Origin of the sequence: Pseudomonas khorasanensis, assembly GCF_014268505.2 — a bacterium.
GTDB classification, from domain to species: Bacteria; Pseudomonadota; Gammaproteobacteria; order Pseudomonadales; family Pseudomonadaceae; genus Aquipseudomonas; species Aquipseudomonas khorasanensis.
In genome coordinates, this window is the sequence record NZ_JABWQP020000004.1 from 1 (window position 1) to 21,293 (window position 21,293).

Below are 21,293 nucleotides of genomic sequence, written 5' to 3' on the forward strand. Positions count from 1 at the left end.
AAAAGATCGCGCAGAACCTGGGTGAAGGCCCGTGCGCTTTCTCCTTCCGCTGCATGGCGCCGCTCACGCACTACCCACTGACCGTTCACCATCACATCGCGTACCTGCCGATCCCCGCCGGCAAACAACCAGCGATTCAGAATCCCGTCACCGCTGGCCGTCGCCAGATACGGATCGGTGCCATCGAGCACAATCCAGTCCGCGCGCTTGCCGACCTCCAACGCACCAATCGGCTGCCCCAGCGCCTGCGCGCCGCCGTCCAGCGCGGCGTCATACAGCGTGCGCCCGACCATCGGCTGATCCGCGCCATACAACCGATTTCGCCGCTGATCACGCAGGCGCTGACCGTATTCCAGCCAACGCAATTCTTCCACCACGCTCAGCGATACATGGCTGTCCGAGCCGATGCCCATGCGCCCGCCCTGAGCGAGAAAATCCACCGCCGGAAAAATCCCGTCGCCCAGATTTGCTTCAGTGGTCAGACACAGCCCGGCGATGGCGCGACTCTTGGCCATCAGCGTGACTTCTTCCGGGTTGGCGTGGGTGGCGTGCACCAGGCACCAGCGCTGGTCGACTTCAACGTGTTCGTAAAGCCATTGCAATGGACGGCGACCGCTCCAGCTCAGGCAGTCGTCGACCTCTTTCTGCTGTTCAGCGATGTGAATGTGCACCGGGCATTGCTTGTCGCTGGCAGCCAGGACGTCACTGATCTGCTGCGGCGTGACCGCGCGCAACGAGTGGAAGCACAGACCCAGCGACTGCGCTTTGTGCTGCGCCAGAAATGGCTGCAGGCGTGATTGCAGATTCAGGTAGTTTTCAGTGCTGTTGATGAACCGGCGCTGGCCATCGTTGGGCGTCTGACCACCGAAACCGGAATGGCTATAAAGCACAGGCAGCAGGGTCAGGCCGATGCCGCTCTCGCTGGCGGCCTGGCTGATACGCAACGCCAACTCGGCGGGGTCGGCGTAGGGCTGACCATCGGGGTCGTGGTGCACGTAGTGGAATTCGGCCAATGAGGTGTAACCGGCCTTGAGCATTTCGATGTACAGCTGTCGGGCGATGATGCCGAGCTGCTCGGGGCTGATTTTTCCGACGAGCCGGTACATCAGATCGCGCCAGGTCCAGAAACTGTCATTGGGATTGCCGGCCACTTCGGCCAACCCGGCCATCGCGCGCTGGAACGCGTGCGAGTGCAGATTCGGCATCCCCGGCAGCAACGGGCCGCTTAACCGCTCGGCACCATCTGCAATGGAATCGGCCTGGATCCGGGTCAGCACGCCCTCGGCGCTGACCTCGAGACGTACATTGTTGGCCCATCCGTTAGGCAGCAGCGCGCGTTCGGCAAAGAAGGCGGACATGGTTCAGCACCCCATCGTGTGTTATTTGTATATACATATACAGACGTTTGCCTGCCCGGTAAACTCCGGCAAGCTAGTCACTTTCATCCAATGAACAGGGATCAACCGTGCCGACTCCGCCTCCAGTCTCTCCGTTGGCCGCGAACATGGGCGACAGTCCGGCGCCCTTGTACGCCCGCGTCAAACAGATGATCACCCAGCAGATCGACAGCGGTAACTGGCCGCCGCACTACCGCGTGCCGTCCGAGAGCGAACTGGTCAACCAGCTCGGCTTCAGCCGCATGACCATCAACCGCGCGTTGCGCGAAATGACCGCCGACGGTTTGCTGGTGCGCATGCAGGGCGTCGGCACGTTTGTCGCCGAACCGAAGAGCCAGTCCGCGCTGTTCGAAGTGCACAACATCGCTGATGAAATCGCCTCCCGTGGCCATCGCCACACTTGCCAGGTCATCACCCTCGAAGAAGAGGCCGCCGGCTCCGAGCGCGCGCTGGCGCTGGACATGCGCGAAGGGCAGAAAGTCTTCCACTCGTTGATCGTGCATTACGAAAACGACATTCCGGTGCAAATCGAAGACCGTTTCGTCAATGCACTGGTCGCTCCGGAATACCTCAAGCAGGACTTCACCCTGCAAACGCCATACGCGTATCTGAACCAGGTCGCGCCGCTGACCGAAGGTGAGCACGTAGTCGAGGCGATTCTGGCCGAGCCGTCCGAGTGCAAGTTGCTGCAGATTGAAAAAGGCGAGCCGTGCCTGCTGATCCGTCGCCGCACCTGGTCGGGGCGCCAGCCTGTGACCGCTGCGCGCTTGATCCATCCGGGCTCGCGCCATCGTCTGGAAGGGCGTTTCCATAAGTAGAGAACATAAATGAATGGCTTGAAGGTTTTACGCGCCAGAGATTACCCGCGCATGCCATGGAAAAATGGCGGTGGCAGCACTGAAGAAATCACTCGCGATGCAGGCGTCGGGCTGGAGGGCTTTGGCTGGCGCCTGTCGATCGCCGACATCGCTGAATCCGGCGGTTTTTCGACATTTGCTGGTTACCAACGAGTGATTACCGTGTTGCAGGGTGATGGCATGACCCTGTGCGTGGACGGTGACGATACCCGACCACTGTTACCGCTCGACCCGTTTGCCTTCAGCGGCGAAAGTCAGGTGTCGTGCACGTTGCTCGGCGGCGCGATCCGTGACTTCAACCTGATCTATTCACCTCAACGTTACAGCGCCCGTTTGCAGTGGCTCGACGGCGAGCAGCGTTTTTTCACCTCGGCGGGAACAGTGCTGGTGTTCAGCGTCAGTGAGCGGCTGGACGTGCGGGTTGGTGAAAACACTGAACATCTCGGTTGCCATGACTGCCTGCAACTGGATGGTAATGGCGGGTTGGTGGAAATCTCCGTCAACGCCGCCTGCTGTGTGATCGAACTCATCCAAAACTGAAAAATACACCTGTGGCGAGGGAGCTTGCTCCCGCTGGAGTCCGAAGCACTCCCATTACGGTTCAAGCGTATTCTGGGGCCGTTTCGCAGCCCAGCGGGAGCAAGCTCCCTCGCCACAATTGCATTGCAGTCCCGTTTCCGTTTGCGCACCAACTTGTTACCGAACGCCCCAGTGTGGCGCAACACCACGCTCATCTGGCTGCCCCTCAGCCGCGCAAGAAACGCCCCGCGATAAATTTCTCCCGCAGCGAAACCCTTGATCCAGCCGCTTTCCAGCTGCGCCCGTGATTTTTCTTTGGCAGCCATAAAGCAAGTTGGCCGCCTGATTGCATATGCTTGTATGTACAAGTAAAGACGTATGCGTATGAGTCCCTCGTACCTCTGCGTAACGTCCACTGATTCGCTTGTCGCGCAGCGAAGCGCGCAGGCTGCTGCCCACTGCCAGGGTTGGTTGAATTGATCGCTGAGGAGTCTTTTTCGTGACTGACAATAAGCCTGCTGCACCTTCCTTTACCAAGCATCGCGATGTCGAAATCCGTGCTGCACGCGGTAACAAGCTGACCGCCAAGAGCTGGCTGACCGAAGCGCCGCTGCGCATGCTGATGAACAACCTCGACCCGGAAGTTGCCGAGAACCCCAAAGAACTGGTGGTTTACGGTGGCATCGGTCGTGCTGCGCGTAACTGGGAGTGCTACGACAAGATCGTCGAGAGCCTGACAAACCTCAACGAAGACGAAACGCTGCTGGTGCAGTCCGGCAAGCCGGTCGGCGTGTTCAAGACCCACACCAACGCCCCGCGCGTGCTGATCGCCAACTCCAACCTCGTGCCGCACTGGGCGAGCTGGGAGCACTTCAACGAACTCGACGCCAAGGGCCTGGCCATGTACGGCCAGATGACCGCCGGCAGCTGGATCTACATCGGCAGCCAAGGCATCGTCCAGGGCACTTATGAAACCTTCGTCGAAGCCGGTCGCCAACATTACAACTCCGAGCTCAAGGGCCGCTGGGTCCTGACCGCGGGTCTGGGTGGCATGGGCGGCGCCCAGCCTCTGGCCGCAACCCTGGCCGGCGCTTGTTCGCTGAACATCGAATGCCAGCAAGTGAGCATCGATTTCCGTCTGAAAAGCCGTTACGTCGACGAGCAAGCCAAGGACCTTGATGATGCTCTGGCGCGCATCGACAAATACACCAAGGAAGGCAAGGCTATCTCCATTGCGCTGCTGGGCAACGCGGCAGAAATCCTGCCGGAACTGGTCAAGCGCGGCGTGCGCCCTGACATGGTCACCGACCAGACCAGCGCCCACGACCCGCTCAATGGCTACCTGCCAGCCGGCTGGAGCTGGGACGAATACCGCGCCCGCGCCAAGACCGAACCGGCCGCTGTAATCAAAGCCGCCAAGCAATCGATGGCCGTGCACGTGAAGGCGATGCTGGAATTCCAGAAGCAGGGCATTCCGACCTTTGATTACGGCAACAACATTCGCCAGATGGCCCAGGAAGTGGGCGTCGAAAATGCGTTCGACTTCCCCGGCTTCGTACCCGCCTACATCCGCCCGCTGTTCTGCCGTGGCATCGGCCCGTTCCGTTGGGCGGCGCTGTCGGGGGATCCGCAGGACATCTACAAAACCGACGCCAAGGTCAAAGAACTGATCCCGGACGACGCGCACCTGCACAATTGGCTGGACATGGCCCGCGAGCGCATCAGTTTTCAGGGTTTGCCGGCACGTATCTGCTGGGTTGGCCTGGGCCTGCGTGCCAAGCTCGGTCTGGCGTTCAACGAAATGGTTCGCAGCGGTGAATTATCCGCGCCGATCGTGATCGGTCGCGACCACCTCGACTCCGGCTCGGTCGCCAGCCCCAACCGTGAAACCGAATCGATGCAGGACGGTTCCGACGCCGTGTCCGACTGGCCGTTGCTCAATGCACTGCTGAACACGGCGAGCGGCGCGACCTGGGTGTCCCTGCACCACGGCGGCGGCGTTGGCATGGGCTTTTCGCAACACTCGGGCATGGTGATTGTCTGCGACGGTACCGATGAAGCGGCCGAGCGCATCGCGCGGGTGCTGCACAACGACCCGGCCACCGGCGTCATGCGCCACGCCGATGCCGGTTACCAGATCGCTATCGATTGCGCCAATGAACAAGGCCTGAACCTGCCGATGATTACCGGTAAATAAACCCAAGACTCCTGTAGGAGCTGCCGCAGGCTGCGATCTGTTGATCTTGATCTTCTGAAAAAGCAAAAGATCGCAGCCTCGTTTCACTCGACAGCTCCTACAAGGTGTACGGCAGGCCGATCCGGCATCTACCAGGCGACGTATAACAATCCACAGAGGTTGAATCATGGCGGTTAACAACGAACGTGCAGGCAGTACTCCGTTGATCGAAAGGCGTTCGATCGACTACATCCCGGAAGCGGAAAGACACGGTCGTCTGTTCAGCCAGTTCACCCTGTGGATGGGGGCGAATCTGCAGATCACCGCAATCGTCACCGGGGCGTTGGCCGTGGTGTTGGGCGGCGATGTGTTCTGGTCGTTGATCGGTCTTCTGATCGGTCAGTTGATCGGCGGCGGGGTGATGGCGCTGCATGCTGCGCAAGGGCCGAAACTGGGTTTGCCGCAGATGATCTCCAGTCGCGTGCAATTCGGCGTTTATGGCGCGGCGATACCGATCGTGCTGGTGTGCCTGATGTACCTGGGCTTCACCGCCACCGGCACTGTGCTTTCCGGTCAGGCGCTGGGTCAGTTGTTCGGTGTCAGCGACAGTGTCGGCATTCTGATTTTCGCCAGCGTTATCGTGCTGGTGACGGTGCTTGGTTATCGGGTGATCCATTGGATCGGCCGCGTTGCCAGCGTCATTGGCGTGATTGCCTTCGTGTTCCTGTTTTGGCGCCTGATGAGCCAGACCGACGTCGGCGCGCTCCTGCAGATTCGTCATTTCAGCTGGAGCAGTTTCCTGCTCGCGGTATCGCTCGCGGCCTCCTGGCAGATCGCGTTCGGTCCTTACGTAGCGGACTATTCGCGCTATTTGCCGAGCAACACCTCGTCGATGAAAACCTTTTTCGCGGCGGGCGCAGGTTCGGTGATTGGCGCGCAAGTGGCCATGGTGCTTGGCGTGTTCGCTGCTGCCTCGGCCAACGGTCAGTTTGCCGGGCACGAAGTGGCCTACATCGTCGGCCTCGGCGGAGCCGGTACCACCGCCGCGTTGCTGTACTTCAGCATCGCGTTCGGCAAGGTCACCATTTCCACGCTCAATTCCTACGGCAGCTTCATGTGCATCGCGACCATTATCAGTGGGTTTCGTGGGCACTTGCAGGTGTCGCGTCTGCAACGTCTGGTCTTTGTGTTGTTCATCGTCGGCGCGGCGACACTGATCGCGTTGCTCGGGCAGCACTCGTTCCTCGGGGCGTTCAAGTCTTTCATCCTGTTTCTGCTGGCGTTCTTCACACCGTGGAGTGCGATCAATCTGGTGGACTACTACTGCATCACTCGCGAGCGCTATGACGTGCCGGCGCTGGCCGACCCGAACGGTCGCTACGGTCGCTGGAACCTGCTCGGCATCGGCGTGTATGTGTTCGGTGTACTGGTGCAGCTGCCGTTCATTTCGACCAAGTTCTATACCGGTCCGCTGGTGGCCGCCCTCGGTGACGTGGATATTTCCTGGATCATCGGTCTGGTGCTGCCGGCTGCGGTGTATTACGTCTGCGCAAAAAAATGGCACAGCGCAGTGCCTGACCGGCTGATTCTGCCGGCCGAGCAGAACAGCGTTGAACAATCTGAAATCGGTGGGGCCGGGCGCGCTGCGGCGCAGGCCTGATCTGGACGTGGACAGGGCTGGATGCCTCTTGAACTGCCGTAAGCCAATTCATGATTAGGAGCGTCACGACAATGAAATCGAACAAGACCCTGCTGACCACTTTGCTGTCCATGGGCCTGTTGGCCAGTGCCGGCGCGACACAAGCCGCCGGCTGGTGCGAATCGGGCAAACCGGTGAAATTCGCCGGCCTGAACTGGGAAAGCGGCATGCTGCTGACCGACGTCCTGCAAGTGGTGCTGGAGAAAGGTTACGACTGCAAGACCGACAGCCTGCCGGGCAATTCCATCACCATGGAAAACGCCCTGAGCAGCAACGACATTCAAGTGTTTGCCGAAGAGTGGGTCGGCCGCAGTGAGGTGTGGAACAAGGCCGAGAAGGCCGGCAAGGTCGTCGGCGTCGGCGCGCCCGTGGTGGGCGCGGTCGAGGGCTGGTATGTGCCGCGCTACGTGATCGAAGGCGACGCCAAGCGCAAGCTGGAACCGAAAGCCCCGGATCTGAAAAACATCGCCGACCTGAGCAAATACGCCGCCGTGTTCAAGGACGCCGAAGAGCCCTCCAAGGGCCGCTTCTACAACTGCCCGGCCGGCTGGACCTGCGAACTCGACAACAGCGAAATGCTGAAGAGCTATGGTCTGGAAAACACCTACACCAACTTCCGTCCGGGCACCGGGCCGGCGCTGGACGCGGCGGTGCTGTCGAGCTACAAGCGTGGCGAGCCGATCCTGTTCTACTACTGGTCGCCAACCCCGCTGATGGGCCAGATCGACGCGGTCAAGCTGGAAGAAAAACCCGGTGTCGACAAGACCGTAAGCATCAAGGTCGGCCTGTCGAAAACCTTCCACGACCAGGCCCCGGAACTGGTGGCCGTGCTGGAAAAGGTCAACCTGCCCATCGACCTGCTCAACCAGAATCTGGGACGCATGGCCAAGGAGCGTATCGAGTCGCCAAAACTGGCGAAAATCTTTCTCAAGGAACATCCTGAAGTCTGGCACGCCTGGGTGAGTGAAGACGCCGCCAGAAAAATCGACGCGGCCCTGTAGGTCGAGTTTCTCCGGCTGCCGCCAACGGCAGCCGGACGCTTGATCGCAACCCCTTGATTGAGAGTCCCTTATGTTTCCCGAAAGCTTTACCTTTTCCATCGCCGACTGGGTCAACGGTTGGGTCGATTCGCTGGTCACCAACTACGGCGATGTGTTCCGCCATATCTCTGACACCCTGCTGTGGGCCATCGTCAATCTCGAAGGTTTGCTGCGTGCAGCGCCGTGGTGGCTGATGCTGGCAATCGTCGGTGTCATCGCCTGGCATGCGACGCGCAAAGTGGTGACCACGGCGGTCATCGTCGGTCTGCTGTTCCTCGTCGGCGCCGTCGGCCTGTGGGACAAGCTCATGCAGACCCTGGCGCTGATGATGGTCGCGACGATCATTTCGGTACTGATCGGCATTCCGCTGGGGATTCTCTCGGCGCGCAGCAACCGCCTGCGTTCTGTGCTGATGCCGCTGCTCGACATCATGCAGACCATGCCGAGTTTCGTGTACCTGATCCCGGTGTTGATGCTGTTCGGTCTGGGCAAGGTCCCGGCGATTTTCGCCACCGTGATCTACGCCGCGCCACCGCTGATTCGCCTGACCGATCTGGGCATTCGCCAGGTGGATGGCGAAGTGATGGAAGCCATCAACGCATTCGGTGCCAACCGCTGGCAGCAACTATTCGGCGTGCAACTGCCATTGGCCCTGCCGAGCATCATGGCCGGGATCAACCAGACCACCATGATGGCCCTGTCGATGGTGGTGATCGCCTCGATGATCGGCGCCCGTGGACTGGGTGAGGATGTGCTGGTAGGCATTCAGACCCTTAACGTCGGGCGCGGGCTGGAAGCCGGTCTGGCGATCGTGATTCTCGCAGTGGTCATCGACCGCATCACTCAGGCGTACGGTCGGCCACGGCACGAGGTGAGCAAATGAGCAACGCAACCGTGAGCAAGATTGAAGTCAAAAACGTCTTCAAGATTTTCGGCAACCGCGCCAAGGATGCGCTGGCGATGGTCGGCCAGGGCAAGACCAAGGATCAGGTGCTGAACGAAACTGGTTGCGTGGTCGGGGTCAACGACCTGTCGCTGAGCATCGGCACCGGCGAAATCTTCGTGATCATGGGCTTGTCCGGTTCGGGCAAGTCGACGCTGGTGCGTCACTTCAATCGTCTGATCGACCCCACCAGCGGCGCGATTCTGGTCGATGGCGTGGACATCCTGCAGTACGACATGGACGCCTTGCGCGAATTTCGTCGGCACAAGATCAGTATGGTGTTCCAGAGCTTCGGTTTGCTGCCGCACAAGACCGTACTCGACAACGTCGCCTACGGCCTGAAAGTGCGCGGCGAGAGCAAGCAAATGTGCGCGGAACGCGCGTTGCACTGGATCAACACCGTGGGCCTGAAGGGCTACGAAAACAAATATCCGCATCAGCTGTCTGGCGGCATGCGTCAGCGTGTCGGCCTGGCCCGAGCATTGGCTGCGGATACCGACATCATCCTGATGGACGAAGCGTTCAGCGCCCTCGACCCGCTGATCCGCGCCGAGATGCAGGACCAGTTGCTGGAGCTGCAAAAGACTCTGCACAAAACCATCGTCTTCATCACCCACGACCTCGACGAGGCCGTGCGCATCGGCAACCGCATCGCGATCCTCAAGGATGGCCGGCTGATTCAAGTCGGTACGCCGCGAGAGATTCTGCATTCGCCGGCGGATGAGTATGTCGACCGGTTTGTGCAGCGGCGGGCGGCAGTAGTCTGACGCTCGTTCCCACGCTCTGCGTGGGAATGCATCCCGTGACGCTCCGCGTCACCTTGCACAGAGCAGAAGTCGGGACGCGGAGCGTCCCAGGCGGCATTCCCACGCAGAGCGTGGGAACGATCTTGTTCAAGAGGTTTTTTAGATGTCCCAGGCTGAAAAGATCATCATCACCGGCGCCCCTCTGCATTGGCAGGATGTGGTCGCCGTCGCACGTCACGGTGCAGTGCTCGAACTGTCGAACGATGCCTGGGCGCGCATCGATAATGCCCAGGCCATCGTTCAGCGCATCGTCGCCAGCGGCGAGCGCGCCTATGGCGTCAACACCGGTCTGGGCGGTTTGTCCAACGTTTCGCTGCAAGACGAACAGCTCAGCCAGCTCTCGCGCAATACCTTGCTCAGCCATGCCTGTGGCGTCGGACCGGTGCTCGCCGACGAGCAGACTCGCGCGATCATCTGCGCAGCCATTCACAATTACAGTCATGGCAAATCCGGCCTCCATCGCCGGGTGGTCGAAGGGCTGCTGGCCCTGCTCAACCGTGGCATTACCCCACAGGTGCCGTCGCAAGGCTCGGTGGGCTATCTCACGCACATGGCGCACGTCGGCATCGCGCTGCTCGGCGTCGGCAATGTCAGCTATCGCGGGCAAATCACCTCTGCGCAACAGGCGCTGGCCGAAGAAGGTCTGCAACCGGTTCAGCTCGGTGCAAAGGACGGTTTGTGCCTGGTCAACGGTACGCCGTGCATGACCGGCCTAAGCTGTTTGGCGATTGCCGACGTCACGCGCCTGTTGCGGTGGGCCGACGTGATCGGCGCGATGAGTTTCGAGGCCCAGCGCGGGCAGATCGAGGCGTTCGATGCCGAGATCATCGCGCTCAAACCGCATCCAGGCATGCAGCAGGTTGGCGTCAATTTGCGTGGATTGCTTGAGGGCAGTGAAGTGATCGCGTCGAGCAAAGGCATTCGCACGCAGGACGCCTTGAGCATTCGTTCGATTCCGCAAGTGCACGGCGCTGCGCGTGACCAGCTCGAGCATGCGATCAGGCAGGTCGAAGCCGAACTCAACGGCTGCACGGATAACCCGTTGCTGCTCGGCACCCCGGACAATTTCCGCGTCATGTCGCAAGCCAATCCTCACGGCCAATCGGTGGCGATGGCGGCGGATCTGCTGGCAATCGCCATGGCGGAGATCGGCTCGATTGCCGAGCGGCGCCTCGACCGGCTGGTAAACCCGCACGTCAGCGGTCTGCCGGCGTTTTTGGTGGCCAATCCGGGGGTGAACTCCGGGATGATGATCGTGCAATACGTCGCCGCGTCGCTGTGCGCGGAAAACCGCCAACTGGCGCAACCGGCCGTGCTCGACAACTACATCACCTCGGGCCTGCAGGAAGACCATTTGAGCATGGGCACCAACGCCGCGCTGAAGCTGCACCGGGCGCTGGAGAACTGCACACAGATCCTCGCGATTGAATATCTGCTGGCGGCGCAGGCGTTTGAATTTATCAAGGAGCAGCGCTTCGGCGCGGGCACCGATGTGGCGTGGCGACTGCTGCGTGAAAAGGTCCCGGCCTATGATCAGGATCGCTGGCTGGCGCCGGATATTGCCGCTGCGGCGAGTGTGCTGAAAGACCCGAAACTGCCGCATGACGTACTACCGGATTTGCACTGATTTCTTAAACGCCAGCGTGCCAAGGCGCGGATCGCCCAAAAGGCGAAATGCGACGGATAACGGAATGCTCCGGAGCGACTGGCGAGCCAATAACAATCTCTCAAAAGGAGCATTTTGATGACTGCGCTGAACCTGATTCCCGGCCAACTGAGCCTGTCCCAACTGCGTGACGTCTACCAGCATCCGGTCAAACTGACCCTCGACGACAGCGCCAGTGCGCAGATCGAAGCCAGCGTCGCCTGCGTCGAGCAGATTCTCGCCGAGAATCGTACCGCGTACGGCATCAACACCGGTTTCGGTCTGCTGGCCTCGACGCGTATCGCCAGCGAAGACCTGGAAAACCTGCAGCGTTCGCTGGTGTTGTCCCACGCGGCCGGCGTCGGCCAGCCGATCAGCGATGACCTGGTGCGACTGATCATGGTGCTCAAGGTCAACAGCCTGAGCCGTGGTTTTTCCGGGATTCGTCGGCAGGTAATCGATGCACTGATCGCGTTGATAAATGCCGAGGTATATCCGCACATTCCGCTGAAAGGGTCGGTCGGTGCTTCGGGCGACCTCGCGCCGCTGGCGCACATGTCGCTGGTGCTGCTGGGCGAGGGCAAGGCGCGCTACAAGGGCGAATGGATGGAGGCCACCGAGGCACTGAAAGTGGCTGGCCTGACGCCGCTGACCCTGGCCGCGAAAGAAGGGCTGGCACTGCTCAACGGCACCCAGGTATCCACGGCGTTTGCCCTGCGCGGACTGTTTGAAGGCGAAGACCTGTTTGCCGGGGCGCTGGCGCTGGGCAGCCTGACGGTTGAGGCGGTGCTCGGTTCGCGCTCGCCGTTCGACGCACGCATCCACGCGGCCCGTGGGCAGAAAGGTCAGATCGATGCCGCTGCGGCTTATCGCGATCTGCTCGGTGAACGCAGCGAAGTGTCGGCTTCGCACCAGAACTGCGACAAGGTGCAGGACCCGTACTCGCTGCGCTGCCAGCCGCAAGTCATGGGCGCGTGCCTGACCCAGTTCCGTCAGGCGGCCGAAGTGCTGGCCGTCGAAGCCAACGCCGTTTCCGATAACCCGCTGGTGTTCGCTGCCGAAGGCGACGTGATCTCCGGCGGCAACTTCCACGCCGAACCGGTGGCGATGGCTGCAGACAACATGGCGCTGGCGATCGCCGAAATCGGCTCGCTGAGCGAGCGTCGTATCTCGCTGATGATGGACAAACACATGTCGCAGTTGCCGCCGTTCCTGGTGGCCAATGGCGGGGTCAATTCCGGTTTCATGATTGCGCAAGTGACTGCGGCGGCATTGGCCAGTGAAAACAAGGCGCTGTCCCACCCGCATTCGGTGGACAGCCTGCCGACCTCGGCCAACCAGGAAGACCACGTTTCGATGGCCCCGGCGGCCGGCAAGCGGCTGTGGGAAATGGCCGAAAACACGCGCGGGATTCTCGCAGTGGAATGGCTGGCAGCCGTGCAGGGCCTGGATTTGCGCAATGGTCTGAAGACATCGCCGAAACTCGAACAGGCGCGGGCGATCCTGCGCAAGGAAGTGCCGTTCTACGAGAAGGACCGGTTCTTTGCGCCAGACATCAATGCGGCGACTGAGCTGCTGGCTTCGCGGTGTTTGAGCGAACTGGTCCCGACGAAGCTTTTGCCAAGCCTGTGACGGCCTCTTCGCGAGCAGGCTCGCTCCCACAGGGGAATGCTATTCAACTGTGGGAGCGAGCCTGCTCGCAAATCGATTTTGAATAAGACGAGGATTTGGGATGAAAACCCTCTGGCAACACTGCCATGTCGCAACCATGGCGCAGGGCGTCTATTCGATCATCGAAGATGCGGCCATCGTGACGTCTGGCGCACTCATCGAGTGGATCGGCCCGCGCAGTCAGCTCCCCACCGGCGAATACCCGGTGATCAATGACCTGCAAGGTGCGTGGGTCACCCCCGGCCTGATCGACTGCCACACCCACACCGTGTTCGGCGGCAACCGCAGCGGCGAGTTCGAGAAGCGCCTGCAAGGCGTCAGCTACGCCGACATCGCCGCGCAGGGCGGTGGCATCGCCAGCACCGTTCGCGCCACCCGCGAAGCCAGCGAAGACGAGTTGTTCGCCAGCGCCGCCAAACGCCTGAAAAGCCTGATGCGCGACGGCGTGACGACGGTAGAAATGAAGTCCGGCTACGGCCTCGATCTGGCCAATGAACGCAAAATCCTGCGCGTCATTCGTCGTCTGTCCCAAGAACTGCCCATCAGCGTTCGCAGCACCTGCCTGGCGGCGCACGCGTTACCGCCGGAGTACAAGGACCGCGCCGACGATTACATCAATCTGGTCTGCAACGAAATGCTCCCCGCGCTGGCGGCCGAAGGTCTGGTCGATGCCGTGGATGCTTTCTGTGAATACCTGGCGTTCTCGCCGGAGCAGGTCGAGCGTGTGTTCGTCGCCGCGCAGAAGCTTGGCCTGCCGGTGAAGCTTCACGCCGAGCAATTATCCTCGCTGCACGGCTCCAGCCTCGCAGCGCGCTATAAAGCGTTGTCCGCCGATCACCTTGAGTTCATGGACGAAGCTGACGCCATTGCCATGGCCGCAGCCGACACCGTCGCGGTTTTGTTGCCAGGCGCGTTCTACTTCCTGCGCGAAACGCAGCTGCCGCCGATGGACGCCCTGCGCAAACACAAAGTCAAAATCGCCATCGCCAGCGACCTCAACCCCGGCACCTCACCGGCGTTGTCCCTGCGCTTGATGTTGAACATGGCCTGCACCTGTTTTCGCATGACGCCGGAAGAAGCCCTCGCTGGCGCGACGATTCATGCCGCGCAGGCGCTGGGCATGGCCGACACCCACGGTTCGCTGGAAGTCGGCAAGGTCGCCGACTTCGTCGCCTGGGACATCGACCGGCCGGCGGACCTTGCCTATTGGCTTGGCGGTGACCTGGACAAGCGCGTCGTGCGCCACGGCGTTGAATCAAATCTGTAGGAGAGCGGTTGTGGACAAGGTTCTGAATTTCAAACAAGGCCGCGTGCCGCTGCTGATCAGCATGCCGCACGCGGGTCTGCGCCTGACGCCAGCGGTCGAGGCCGGGTTGATCGCGAATGCGAAAAGCCTGCCGGACACGGATTGGCATATCCCGCAGCTCTATGACTTCGCCGAAGATCTGGGTGCGAGCACTCTGTCCGCCGAGTATTCACGCTTCGTCATCGACCTGAACCGGCCGTCCGACGACAAGCCGTTGTACGCCGGGGCGACGACCGGGTTATATCCGGCAACGCTGTTTGATGGCATTCCTTTGTTCCGCGAAGGGCTCGAGCCGTCGAAGGACGAGCGCGCGAGTTATCTGGAACAGATCTGGATGCCGTATCACCGCACCCTGCGAGAAGAGCTGGCGCGGTTGAAGGCTGAGTTTGGCTACGCGCTGCTGTTCGACGCGCATTCGATCCGCTCGATCATCCCGCACCTGTTCGACGGCAAGTTGCCGGACTTCAACCTCGGCACGTTCAGCGGCGCCAGTTGCGATCCGCAGTTGGCCTCCCAACTGGAAGCAATCTGCGCCCGCTATGATCGGTTCAGCCACGTACTGAACGGTCGCTTCAAGGGCGGTCACATCACCCGCCATTACGGCGATCCCGCGCAGAACATCCACGCCGTGCAGCTGGAGCTGTGCCAGTCCACCTACATGGAGGAGTTCGAACCGTTCCGCTATCGCGCCGACCTGGCCGAGCCGACGCGGGTGGTCCTCAGGGAATTGCTGCAAGGTTTGTTGGGCTGGGGACAATCAAACTACAACGCATAACCCTTGTGGGAGCGAGCTTGCTCGCGAAGGCGTCCGTTCGGTCAACACCGCGACCGAACGGCACATCGCTTTCGCGAGCAGGCTCGCTCCCACAGAATCGCGTTCGGCCTGTGAGGTCGATGGCTGACAAACGGTGACTGCGCACAGGCATGCTCTCTGACGCAAATCGGGTTTATGATGCCCAACGGCAGAATAATAGAAGTCCCCTCAGGGATGACCTCGACCCCTTACGGAGCGCGCAATGCAGACTTTGTTTCCGCAGATCAAACCTCACGCCCGGCACGATCTGGCTGTCGATGACGCCCACACGCTTTACGTCGATGAAAGCGGTTCACCGGACGGCTTGCCGGTGGTGTTCATCCACGGGGGGCCTGGCGCCGGTTGCGACGCCCAGAGCCGTCGCTACTTCGATCCGAACCTGTATCGCATCGTCACCTTCGACCAGCGCGGCTGCGGTCGCTCCACGCCGCACGCCAGCCTGGAAAACAACACCACCTGGGATCTGGTCGAAGACCTTGAGCGTATCCGCAAGCATCTGGGCATCGAAAAATGGGTGCTGTTCGGTGGTTCGTGGGGCTCGACCCTCGCCCTGGCCTACGCGCAGACCCACCCGGAGCGCGTACACGGTCTGATTCTGCGCGGGATCTTTCTCTGCCGCCCGCAGGAAATCGAATGGTTCTATCAGGCCGGCGCCAGCCGTCTGTTTCCCGATTACTGGCAGGATTACATCGCACCGATTCCGCTGGACGAGCGCGACGACTTGCTCGGCGCCTTCCACAAGCGTCTCATCGGCAATGATCAAATCGCCCAGATGCATGCGGCCAAGGCCTGGTCGACCTGGGAAGGGCGCACCGCAACCCTGCGGCCGAACCCGCTGGTGGTTGATCGGTTCTCCGAGCCGCAGCGTGCGTTGTCGATCGCACGCATCGAGTGTCATTACTTCACCAACAACGCTTTCCTCGAGCCGAATCAACTGATCCGCGACATGGGCAAGATCGCCCATCTGCCCGGCGTGATCATTCACGGGCGTTACGACGTGATCTGCCCGCTCGACAACGCCTGGGAATTGCATCAGGCGTGGCCGAACAGCGAATTGCAGGTGATTCGCGACGCAGGCCATGCTGCCTCCGAGCCGGGCATCACTGATGCGCTGGTGCGTGCGGCGAGCAAAATGGCTCAGCGCTTGCTCGACCTGCCGCTCGAAGAAGCATGAAGGGGCTTTTGCAGCGCGTCAGTGCGGCGCGGGTTGAAGTCGCGGGAGAGGTGGTTGGCGCGGTCAATCAGGGCCTGCTGGTGCTGGTGGCGGTCGAACCCGACGACACGCGTGCCAGCGCCGACAAACTTCTGCATAAGCTGCTTAACTATCGGGTGTTCAGTGATGATGAGGGCAAGATGAATCTGTCCCTCGCAGACGTCGGTGGCGGGCTGCTGCTGGTCTCGCAGTTCACCCTTGCGGCGGATACCCGGAGCGGGTTGCGTCCTGGTTTTTCGACGGCTGCGCCGCCGGCTCTGGGCGAGGAATTGTTCGACTATCTATTGGGCAAAGCGAAACAGATGCATGGCACTGTGGCATCAGGTAGATTCGGCGCGGATATGCAGGTGCATCTGGTCAATGATGGCCCGGTAACCTTCCTGTTACAGACGTGAAAGCGCTTGAAACATCTTTTTATGGCGTTTTCGACTGAAAACAGGGTTTTTTCGCGATAAATACTTTGTTACCCCTGATGCGTTGTCATGCGGGCTACTAGATAATCGCGCGCTGCGGGGATCGGCATTCGTTGGTCCGTTTTGGCTTAGGTAGAGACTTGTCTGGATCCGATTGGGGAATCATTTTGCCCCGGCGGAGTCGGAACAATGCTCGCCAACTTGGCAAGGGTGTTCTGGAAGGTCGGCTTTTATTAGCCCAAAACCCCATAGGCACTTCATCTGGCCGTTGGTTTATTGATCTGTTTTCGGCGAGGGTTGCTCGTGATTGTTAGTCCCTGTAATGCAGCAAAAATGTCTGCCAAACGCATGCGAAGTGCTCTGGTAGCGGGTTCGGCGCTCCTGTGCCTGCTCAGCGCCGGTCAGCTTTGGGCGTTCAATCTTGACGATGTATCGGCCAAGGCTAAAGAGCTGGCCGGGCAGAAGTTCGAAGCCCCGCGCAGCAACCTGCCGAACGAATTCCGCGAAATGAAGTTCGCGGATTACCAGAAGATCCGCTTCCTCACCGAAAAGGCTGAGTGGGCTGATCAGAAGACGCCGTTCAAACTTTCTTTCTATCACCAGGGTATGCACTTCGATACGCCGGTGAAAATCAACGAAATCACCGCGAGCACCGTCAAAGAGATCAAATACGATCCGACCCGCTTCGATTTCGGCGACCTGAAATTCGATCCTAAAGCTACCGAGCAACTAGGCTACGCCGGTTTCCGTGTGCTGTACCCGATCAACAAGGCCGACAAGCAAGACGAAATCATGACCATGCTCGGCGCGAGCTACTTCCGCGTCGTCGGCAAGGGCCACACCTACGGCCTCTCGGCCCGTGGCCTGGCGATCGATACCGCGCTGCCATCGGGTGAGGAATTCCCGCGTTTTCGCGAGTTCTGGATTCAACAGCCGAAGCCGGGCGACAAGCATCTGGTGATCTTCGCGCTGCTGGATTCGCCGCGTGCGACCGGGGCCTACCGCCTGACCCTGCGTCCTGGCAGCGACACCATTGTCGACGTCAAGGCGCAGATGTTCCTGCGTGACAGAGTCGGCAAACTGGGCATCGCGCCGTTGACCAGCATGTTCCTGTTCGGCGCGAACCAGCCGTCCAAGGTGCTCAACTACCGTCGTGAACTGCACGACTCCAGTGGTCTGTCGATCCATGCCGGCAACGGCGAGTGGATCTGGCGTCCTCTGAACAACCCGAAACACCTGGCTGTGAGCAATTTCAGCGTCGAAAATCTGCGTGGTTTCGGCTTGCTGCAACGTGGCCGTGATTTCAGCCACTACGAAGACCTCGACGACCGCTACGACAAGCGCCCAAGCGCCTGGATCGAGCCGAAGGGCGACTGGGGCAAAGGCACCGTCGATCTGGTCGAGATTCCGACCGCCGACGAAACCAACGACAACATCGTTGCCTTCTGGAGCCCGGAAAAGCTGCCGGAGCCAGGTCAGCCGCTGGACTTCGCCTATCGCATGCACTGGACCATGGACGAAGCGGCAATTCACGCGCCGGACAGCGCATGGGTCGCGCAGACTTTGCGTTCGACCGGTGACGTCAAGCAGTCGAACCTGATCCGTCAGCCGGACGGCAGCGTTGCCTACCTGGTCGACTTCGAAGGCCCGTCGCTCGCCGCTCTGGCCCCGGATGCCGATGTGCGCAGTCAGGTCAGCGTCGGCGACAACGCCGAACTGGTCGAAAACAGCGTGCGCTACAACCCGGAAACCAAAGGCTGGCGCCTGACCCTGCGGATGAAGATCAAGGACCCGAGCAAGGCGACGGAAATGCGCGCTGCGCTGGTGCAGCCGATCGTCACCGCTGATCTGGCCAAGTCGTCGCTGCCGGTATCCAACTCCTCGGTTGCCAAGGCAGACAAGGTTGCCGCCAAGCAACAGGAAAAACTCGACAAGGAAGCCAAGGCCACCGAAGCCAAACAGGCTGAAGCCAAGCCTGTAGCCGACGCCAAGGACAAGGCCAACAAAGACGCCCAGCAGCCAGTCGCTGCCGACGCGGCCCCAGCCACACCGGAATCGGCACCGACTGAAGAAGTCCTGACCGAGACCTGGAGCTATCAGTTGCCTGCCGATGAGTAACTCTCAAGTACAGCCAGAGACTCTGTCCGAGTATCTGGCGCATCTGCCGATGACCGACGAGCAACGCGCGGAACTCGCGGGTTGCCAGTCGTTCAGCGAGCTGCATGAACGCCTGTCCTCCTCGACGTTCGACGCCCCTGCCGAAGCCGCCCAGGCTTCGGTGGGCAAGCGCCTGACCCTGAGCACCGCCGAAGAGCTTGAAGAAGCGGAAATGCTGGTGCTCGATGCCAGCGGTCGGGTCAGCCTCAAGGCAACCCCGCCGATCCGTCGGACCAAGGTCGTGCCGGAGCCGTGGCGCACCAACATTCTGGTGCGCGGCTGGCGCCGTCTGACCGGTCGCACCAACCCGCCGCAACCGCCCAAGGACGAGAACGTGCTGCCGGCCGCGCGCTGGCGCACCGTCGGCTCGATCCGCCGCTACATTCTGTTGTTGCTGATGCTCGGCCAGACCATCGTCGCCGGCTGGTACATGAAAGGCATCATGCCGTACCAAGGCTGGTCGTTCGTCGACCTGGAAGAAGTCCTGCATCAACCGCTGCTGCAAACTGCCACGCAAGTGCTGCCGTATGCGCTGCAGACCAGCATCCTGATCCTGTTCGGCATTCTGTTCTGCTGGGTTTCGGCCGGTTTCTGGACGGCGCTGATGGGCTTCCTCGAGTTGCTCACTGGTCACGATAAATATCGGATCTCCGGTAAAAGCGCCGGCAACGAGCCGATCCCGAAAGATGCACGCACCGCGCTGGTGATGCCGATCTGCAACGAAGACGTGCCGCGTGTTTTCGCAGGTCTGCGTGCAACGTTCGAATCGGTCGCCGCCACCGGTGACCTGGATCGCTTTGACTTTTTCGTCCTCAGCGACAGTAACGACACCGATATCTGCGTGGCCGAGCAACAGGCCTGGCTGGATGTGTGTCGCGAAGCCAAAGGCTTCGGCAAGATCTTCTATCGCCGTCGTCGTCGTCGCGTGAAGCGCAAGAGCGGCAACCTCGACGACTTCTGCCGTCGCTGGGGCGGTGACTACAAGTACATGGTCGTTCTCGACGCCGACTCGGTGATGAGCGGCGAGTGCCTGACCAGTCTGGTGCGCCTGATGGAAGCCACGCCGGACGCCGGGATCATCCAGACCGCGCCGCGTGCGTCGGGCATGGACACCCTGTATGCGCGCATGCAGCAGTTCGCCACGCGCGTTTACGGCCCGCTGTTCACGGCCGGTCTGCACTTCTGGCAGTTGGGTGAATCCCACTACTGGGGTCACAACGCGATCATCCGCATGAAGCCGTTTATCGACCACTGCGCCCTCGCGCCGTTGCCGGGTAAAGGCGCCTTCTCCGGTGCGATTCTGTCCCACGACTTCGTTGAAGCCGCGTTGATGCGTCGTGCCGGCTGGGGCGTGTGGATTGCCTACGACTTGCCGGGCAGTTACGAAGAGTTGCCGCCGAACCTGCTCGACGAACTCAAGCGTGACCGTCGCTGGTGTCACGGCAACCTGATGAACTTCCGCCTGTTCCTGGTCAAGGGCATGCACCCGGTGCATCGCGCGGTGTTCCTGACCGGGGTGATGTCCTACCTGTCGGCGCCGTTGTGGTTCTTCTTCCTGGTGTTGTCGACCGCGTTGCTGGCGGTGAACACTTTGATGGAGCCGCAATACTTCCTCGAGCCGCGTCAGCTGTATCCGTTGTGGCCGCAATGGCACCCGGAAAAAGCCATCGCGCTGTTCTCGACGACGATTGTGCTGCTGTTCCTGCCCAAACTGCTCAGCATCATTCTGATCTGGGCCAAGGGCGCGAAAGAGTTCGGGGGCAAGTTCAAAGTGACCCTGTCGATGCTGCTGGAGATGCTGTTCTCCATGTTGCTGGCGCCGGTGCGGATGATTTTCCACACCCGCTTCGTACTGGCAGCGTTCCTCGGCTGGGCCGCCACCTGGAATTCGCCGCAGCGTGACGACGACTCGACGCCGTGGAGTGAAGCGGTCAAGCGCCACGGTCCGCAGACCTTGCTGGGCTTCTTCTGGGCGCTGCTGGTGATCTGGCTGAACCCGAGCTTCCTTTGGTGGCTGGTGCCGATCGTTGGTTCGCTGATGCTGTCGATTCCTGTGTCGGTGATTTCCAGTCGCGTCGGGCTGGGCCTCAAGTCCCGTGACGAGAGCCTGTTCCTGATCCCCGAGGAATACAATCCGCCACAGGCGCTGCTGGCGACTGACCAGTACACCCACGAGAATCGTTACCACGCGCTCAACGACGGATTCGTCCGCGCCGTGGTCGATCCTCAGCAGAACGCTTTGGCGTGCTCACTGGCGACCTCGCGTCACGGTCAGGCCGAACCGATCGAATGGCTGCGTCAGGAACGCGTGCGGCACGCGATCAAGGTAGGCCCTGCCGGGCTGAACAACCATGATCGCCTGCAACTGCTGAGCGACCCGGTCGCCCTGGCACGTCTGCATGAACAGGTCTGGGCCGAAGGCCACGCCGAGTGGCTGGACGCCTGGCGCGCTTCGGTCAAAGCCGATCCGCATGCGCCGCTGCTGCCGCTGCGACCGGTAAACCTGCAGGCTCAACCGGCCTGATAAAAAAGCCCCGCGAAAGCGGGGTTTTTTTTGCCTCCACCAACGCAAGCATCCATCTGCAATCCAGCAAAAAACCTTGTGCAAAAGAACGAGTGCGTTAGCATCCGTCCCCG

Annotated in this window: 16 protein-coding genes; 15 read left to right on the forward strand and 1 reads right to left on the reverse strand. The window is 60.9% G+C overall.

All coding sequences use genetic code 11. The features are described from left to right. A partial coding sequence (locus tag HU727_RS11605; RefSeq protein WP_217847130.1) for a formimidoylglutamate deiminase occupies positions 1-1,358 on the reverse strand: 1,358 nt, incomplete at its 3' end. Positions 1,359-1,504: 146 nt separating this feature from the next. Between HU727_RS11605 and hutC the strand changes: the two genes are divergently transcribed. The 15 genes from hutC (at position 1,505) to mdoH (ending at position 21,180) form a co-directional block, all read left to right on the forward strand. Beyond that, positions 1,505-2,215 (forward strand): histidine utilization transcriptional repressor HutC, encoded by a 711-nt coding sequence (hutC, locus tag HU727_RS11610; RefSeq protein ID WP_163013658.1) that lies wholly within the window; start codon positions 1,505-1,507, stop codon positions 2,213-2,215. Between the two features lie 9 nt (positions 2,216-2,224). After that, complete coding sequence (locus HU727_RS11615; RefSeq protein ID WP_186531949.1) at positions 2,225-2,794, forward strand: HutD/Ves family protein; 570 nt, start codon at positions 2,225-2,227, stop codon at positions 2,792-2,794. 478 nt (positions 2,795-3,272) lie between these two features. Then, on the forward strand, positions 3,273-4,970 hold the full coding sequence (gene hutU / locus HU727_RS11620; protein ID WP_186531948.1) for a urocanate hydratase: 1,698 nt from the start codon (positions 3,273-3,275) through the stop codon (positions 4,968-4,970). 166 nt (positions 4,971-5,136) lie between these two features. Further along, complete coding sequence (locus tag HU727_RS11625; protein WP_186531947.1) at positions 5,137-6,609, forward strand: purine-cytosine permease family protein; 1,473 nt, start codon at positions 5,137-5,139, stop codon at positions 6,607-6,609. Between the two features lie 71 nt (positions 6,610-6,680). Further along, a complete protein-coding gene (locus HU727_RS11630; protein ID WP_186531946.1) occupies positions 6,681-7,649 on the forward strand; it encodes an ABC transporter substrate-binding protein in 969 nt (322 codons plus the stop codon). Positions 7,650-7,719: 70 nt separating this feature from the next. Beyond that, on the forward strand, positions 7,720-8,571 hold the full coding sequence (locus tag HU727_RS11635) for an ABC transporter permease (protein ID WP_158956696.1): 852 nt from the start codon (positions 7,720-7,722) through the stop codon (positions 8,569-8,571). Further along, positions 8,568-9,398, forward strand: coding sequence for a quaternary amine ABC transporter ATP-binding protein (locus HU727_RS11640; RefSeq protein WP_186531945.1), 831 nt, complete (start codon positions 8,568-8,570; stop codon positions 9,396-9,398). The genes HU727_RS11635 and HU727_RS11640 overlap by 4 nt, the downstream gene beginning before the upstream one ends. 142 nt (positions 9,399-9,540) lie before the next feature. Next, entirely contained in the window at positions 9,541-11,064 is a 1,524-nt protein-coding gene (locus HU727_RS11645; protein WP_186531944.1) for an HAL/PAL/TAL family ammonia-lyase, read from the forward strand. A 117-nt stretch (positions 11,065-11,181) separates the two neighbouring features. Next, complete coding sequence (gene hutH / locus HU727_RS11650) at positions 11,182-12,714, forward strand: histidine ammonia-lyase (protein ID WP_186531942.1); 1,533 nt, start codon at positions 11,182-11,184, stop codon at positions 12,712-12,714. A gap of 100 nt (positions 12,715-12,814) precedes the next feature. Then, positions 12,815-14,020, forward strand: coding sequence for an imidazolonepropionase (gene hutI, locus HU727_RS11655; RefSeq protein WP_186531940.1), 1,206 nt, complete (start codon positions 12,815-12,817; stop codon positions 14,018-14,020). A 10-nt stretch (positions 14,021-14,030) separates the two neighbouring features. Next, complete coding sequence (gene hutG, locus HU727_RS11660) at positions 14,031-14,834, forward strand: N-formylglutamate deformylase (protein WP_186531938.1); 804 nt, start codon at positions 14,031-14,033, stop codon at positions 14,832-14,834. A gap of 241 nt (positions 14,835-15,075) precedes the next feature. Further along, the gene (gene pip, locus HU727_RS11665; RefSeq protein ID WP_186531937.1) at positions 15,076-16,047 is read left to right on the forward strand and encodes a prolyl aminopeptidase; all 972 of its coding nucleotides are present in this window, start codon (positions 15,076-15,078) and stop codon (positions 16,045-16,047) included. Next, positions 16,044-16,481, forward strand: a complete 438-nt coding sequence (gene dtd / locus HU727_RS11670; RefSeq protein WP_186531936.1) for a D-aminoacyl-tRNA deacylase — start codon at positions 16,044-16,046, stop codon at positions 16,479-16,481. The genes pip and dtd overlap by 4 nt, the downstream gene beginning before the upstream one ends. A gap of 351 nt (positions 16,482-16,832) precedes the next feature. Next, positions 16,833-18,617, forward strand: a complete 1,785-nt coding sequence (locus tag HU727_RS11675; protein ID WP_186531935.1) for a glucan biosynthesis protein G — start codon at positions 16,833-16,835, stop codon at positions 18,615-18,617. Next, on the forward strand, positions 18,610-21,180 hold the full coding sequence (gene mdoH, locus HU727_RS11680; RefSeq protein ID WP_186531934.1) for a glucans biosynthesis glucosyltransferase MdoH: 2,571 nt from the start codon (positions 18,610-18,612) through the stop codon (positions 21,178-21,180). Before HU727_RS11675 ends, mdoH begins: the two co-directional genes overlap by 8 nt. Positions 21,181-21,293: the final 113 nt, after the last annotated feature.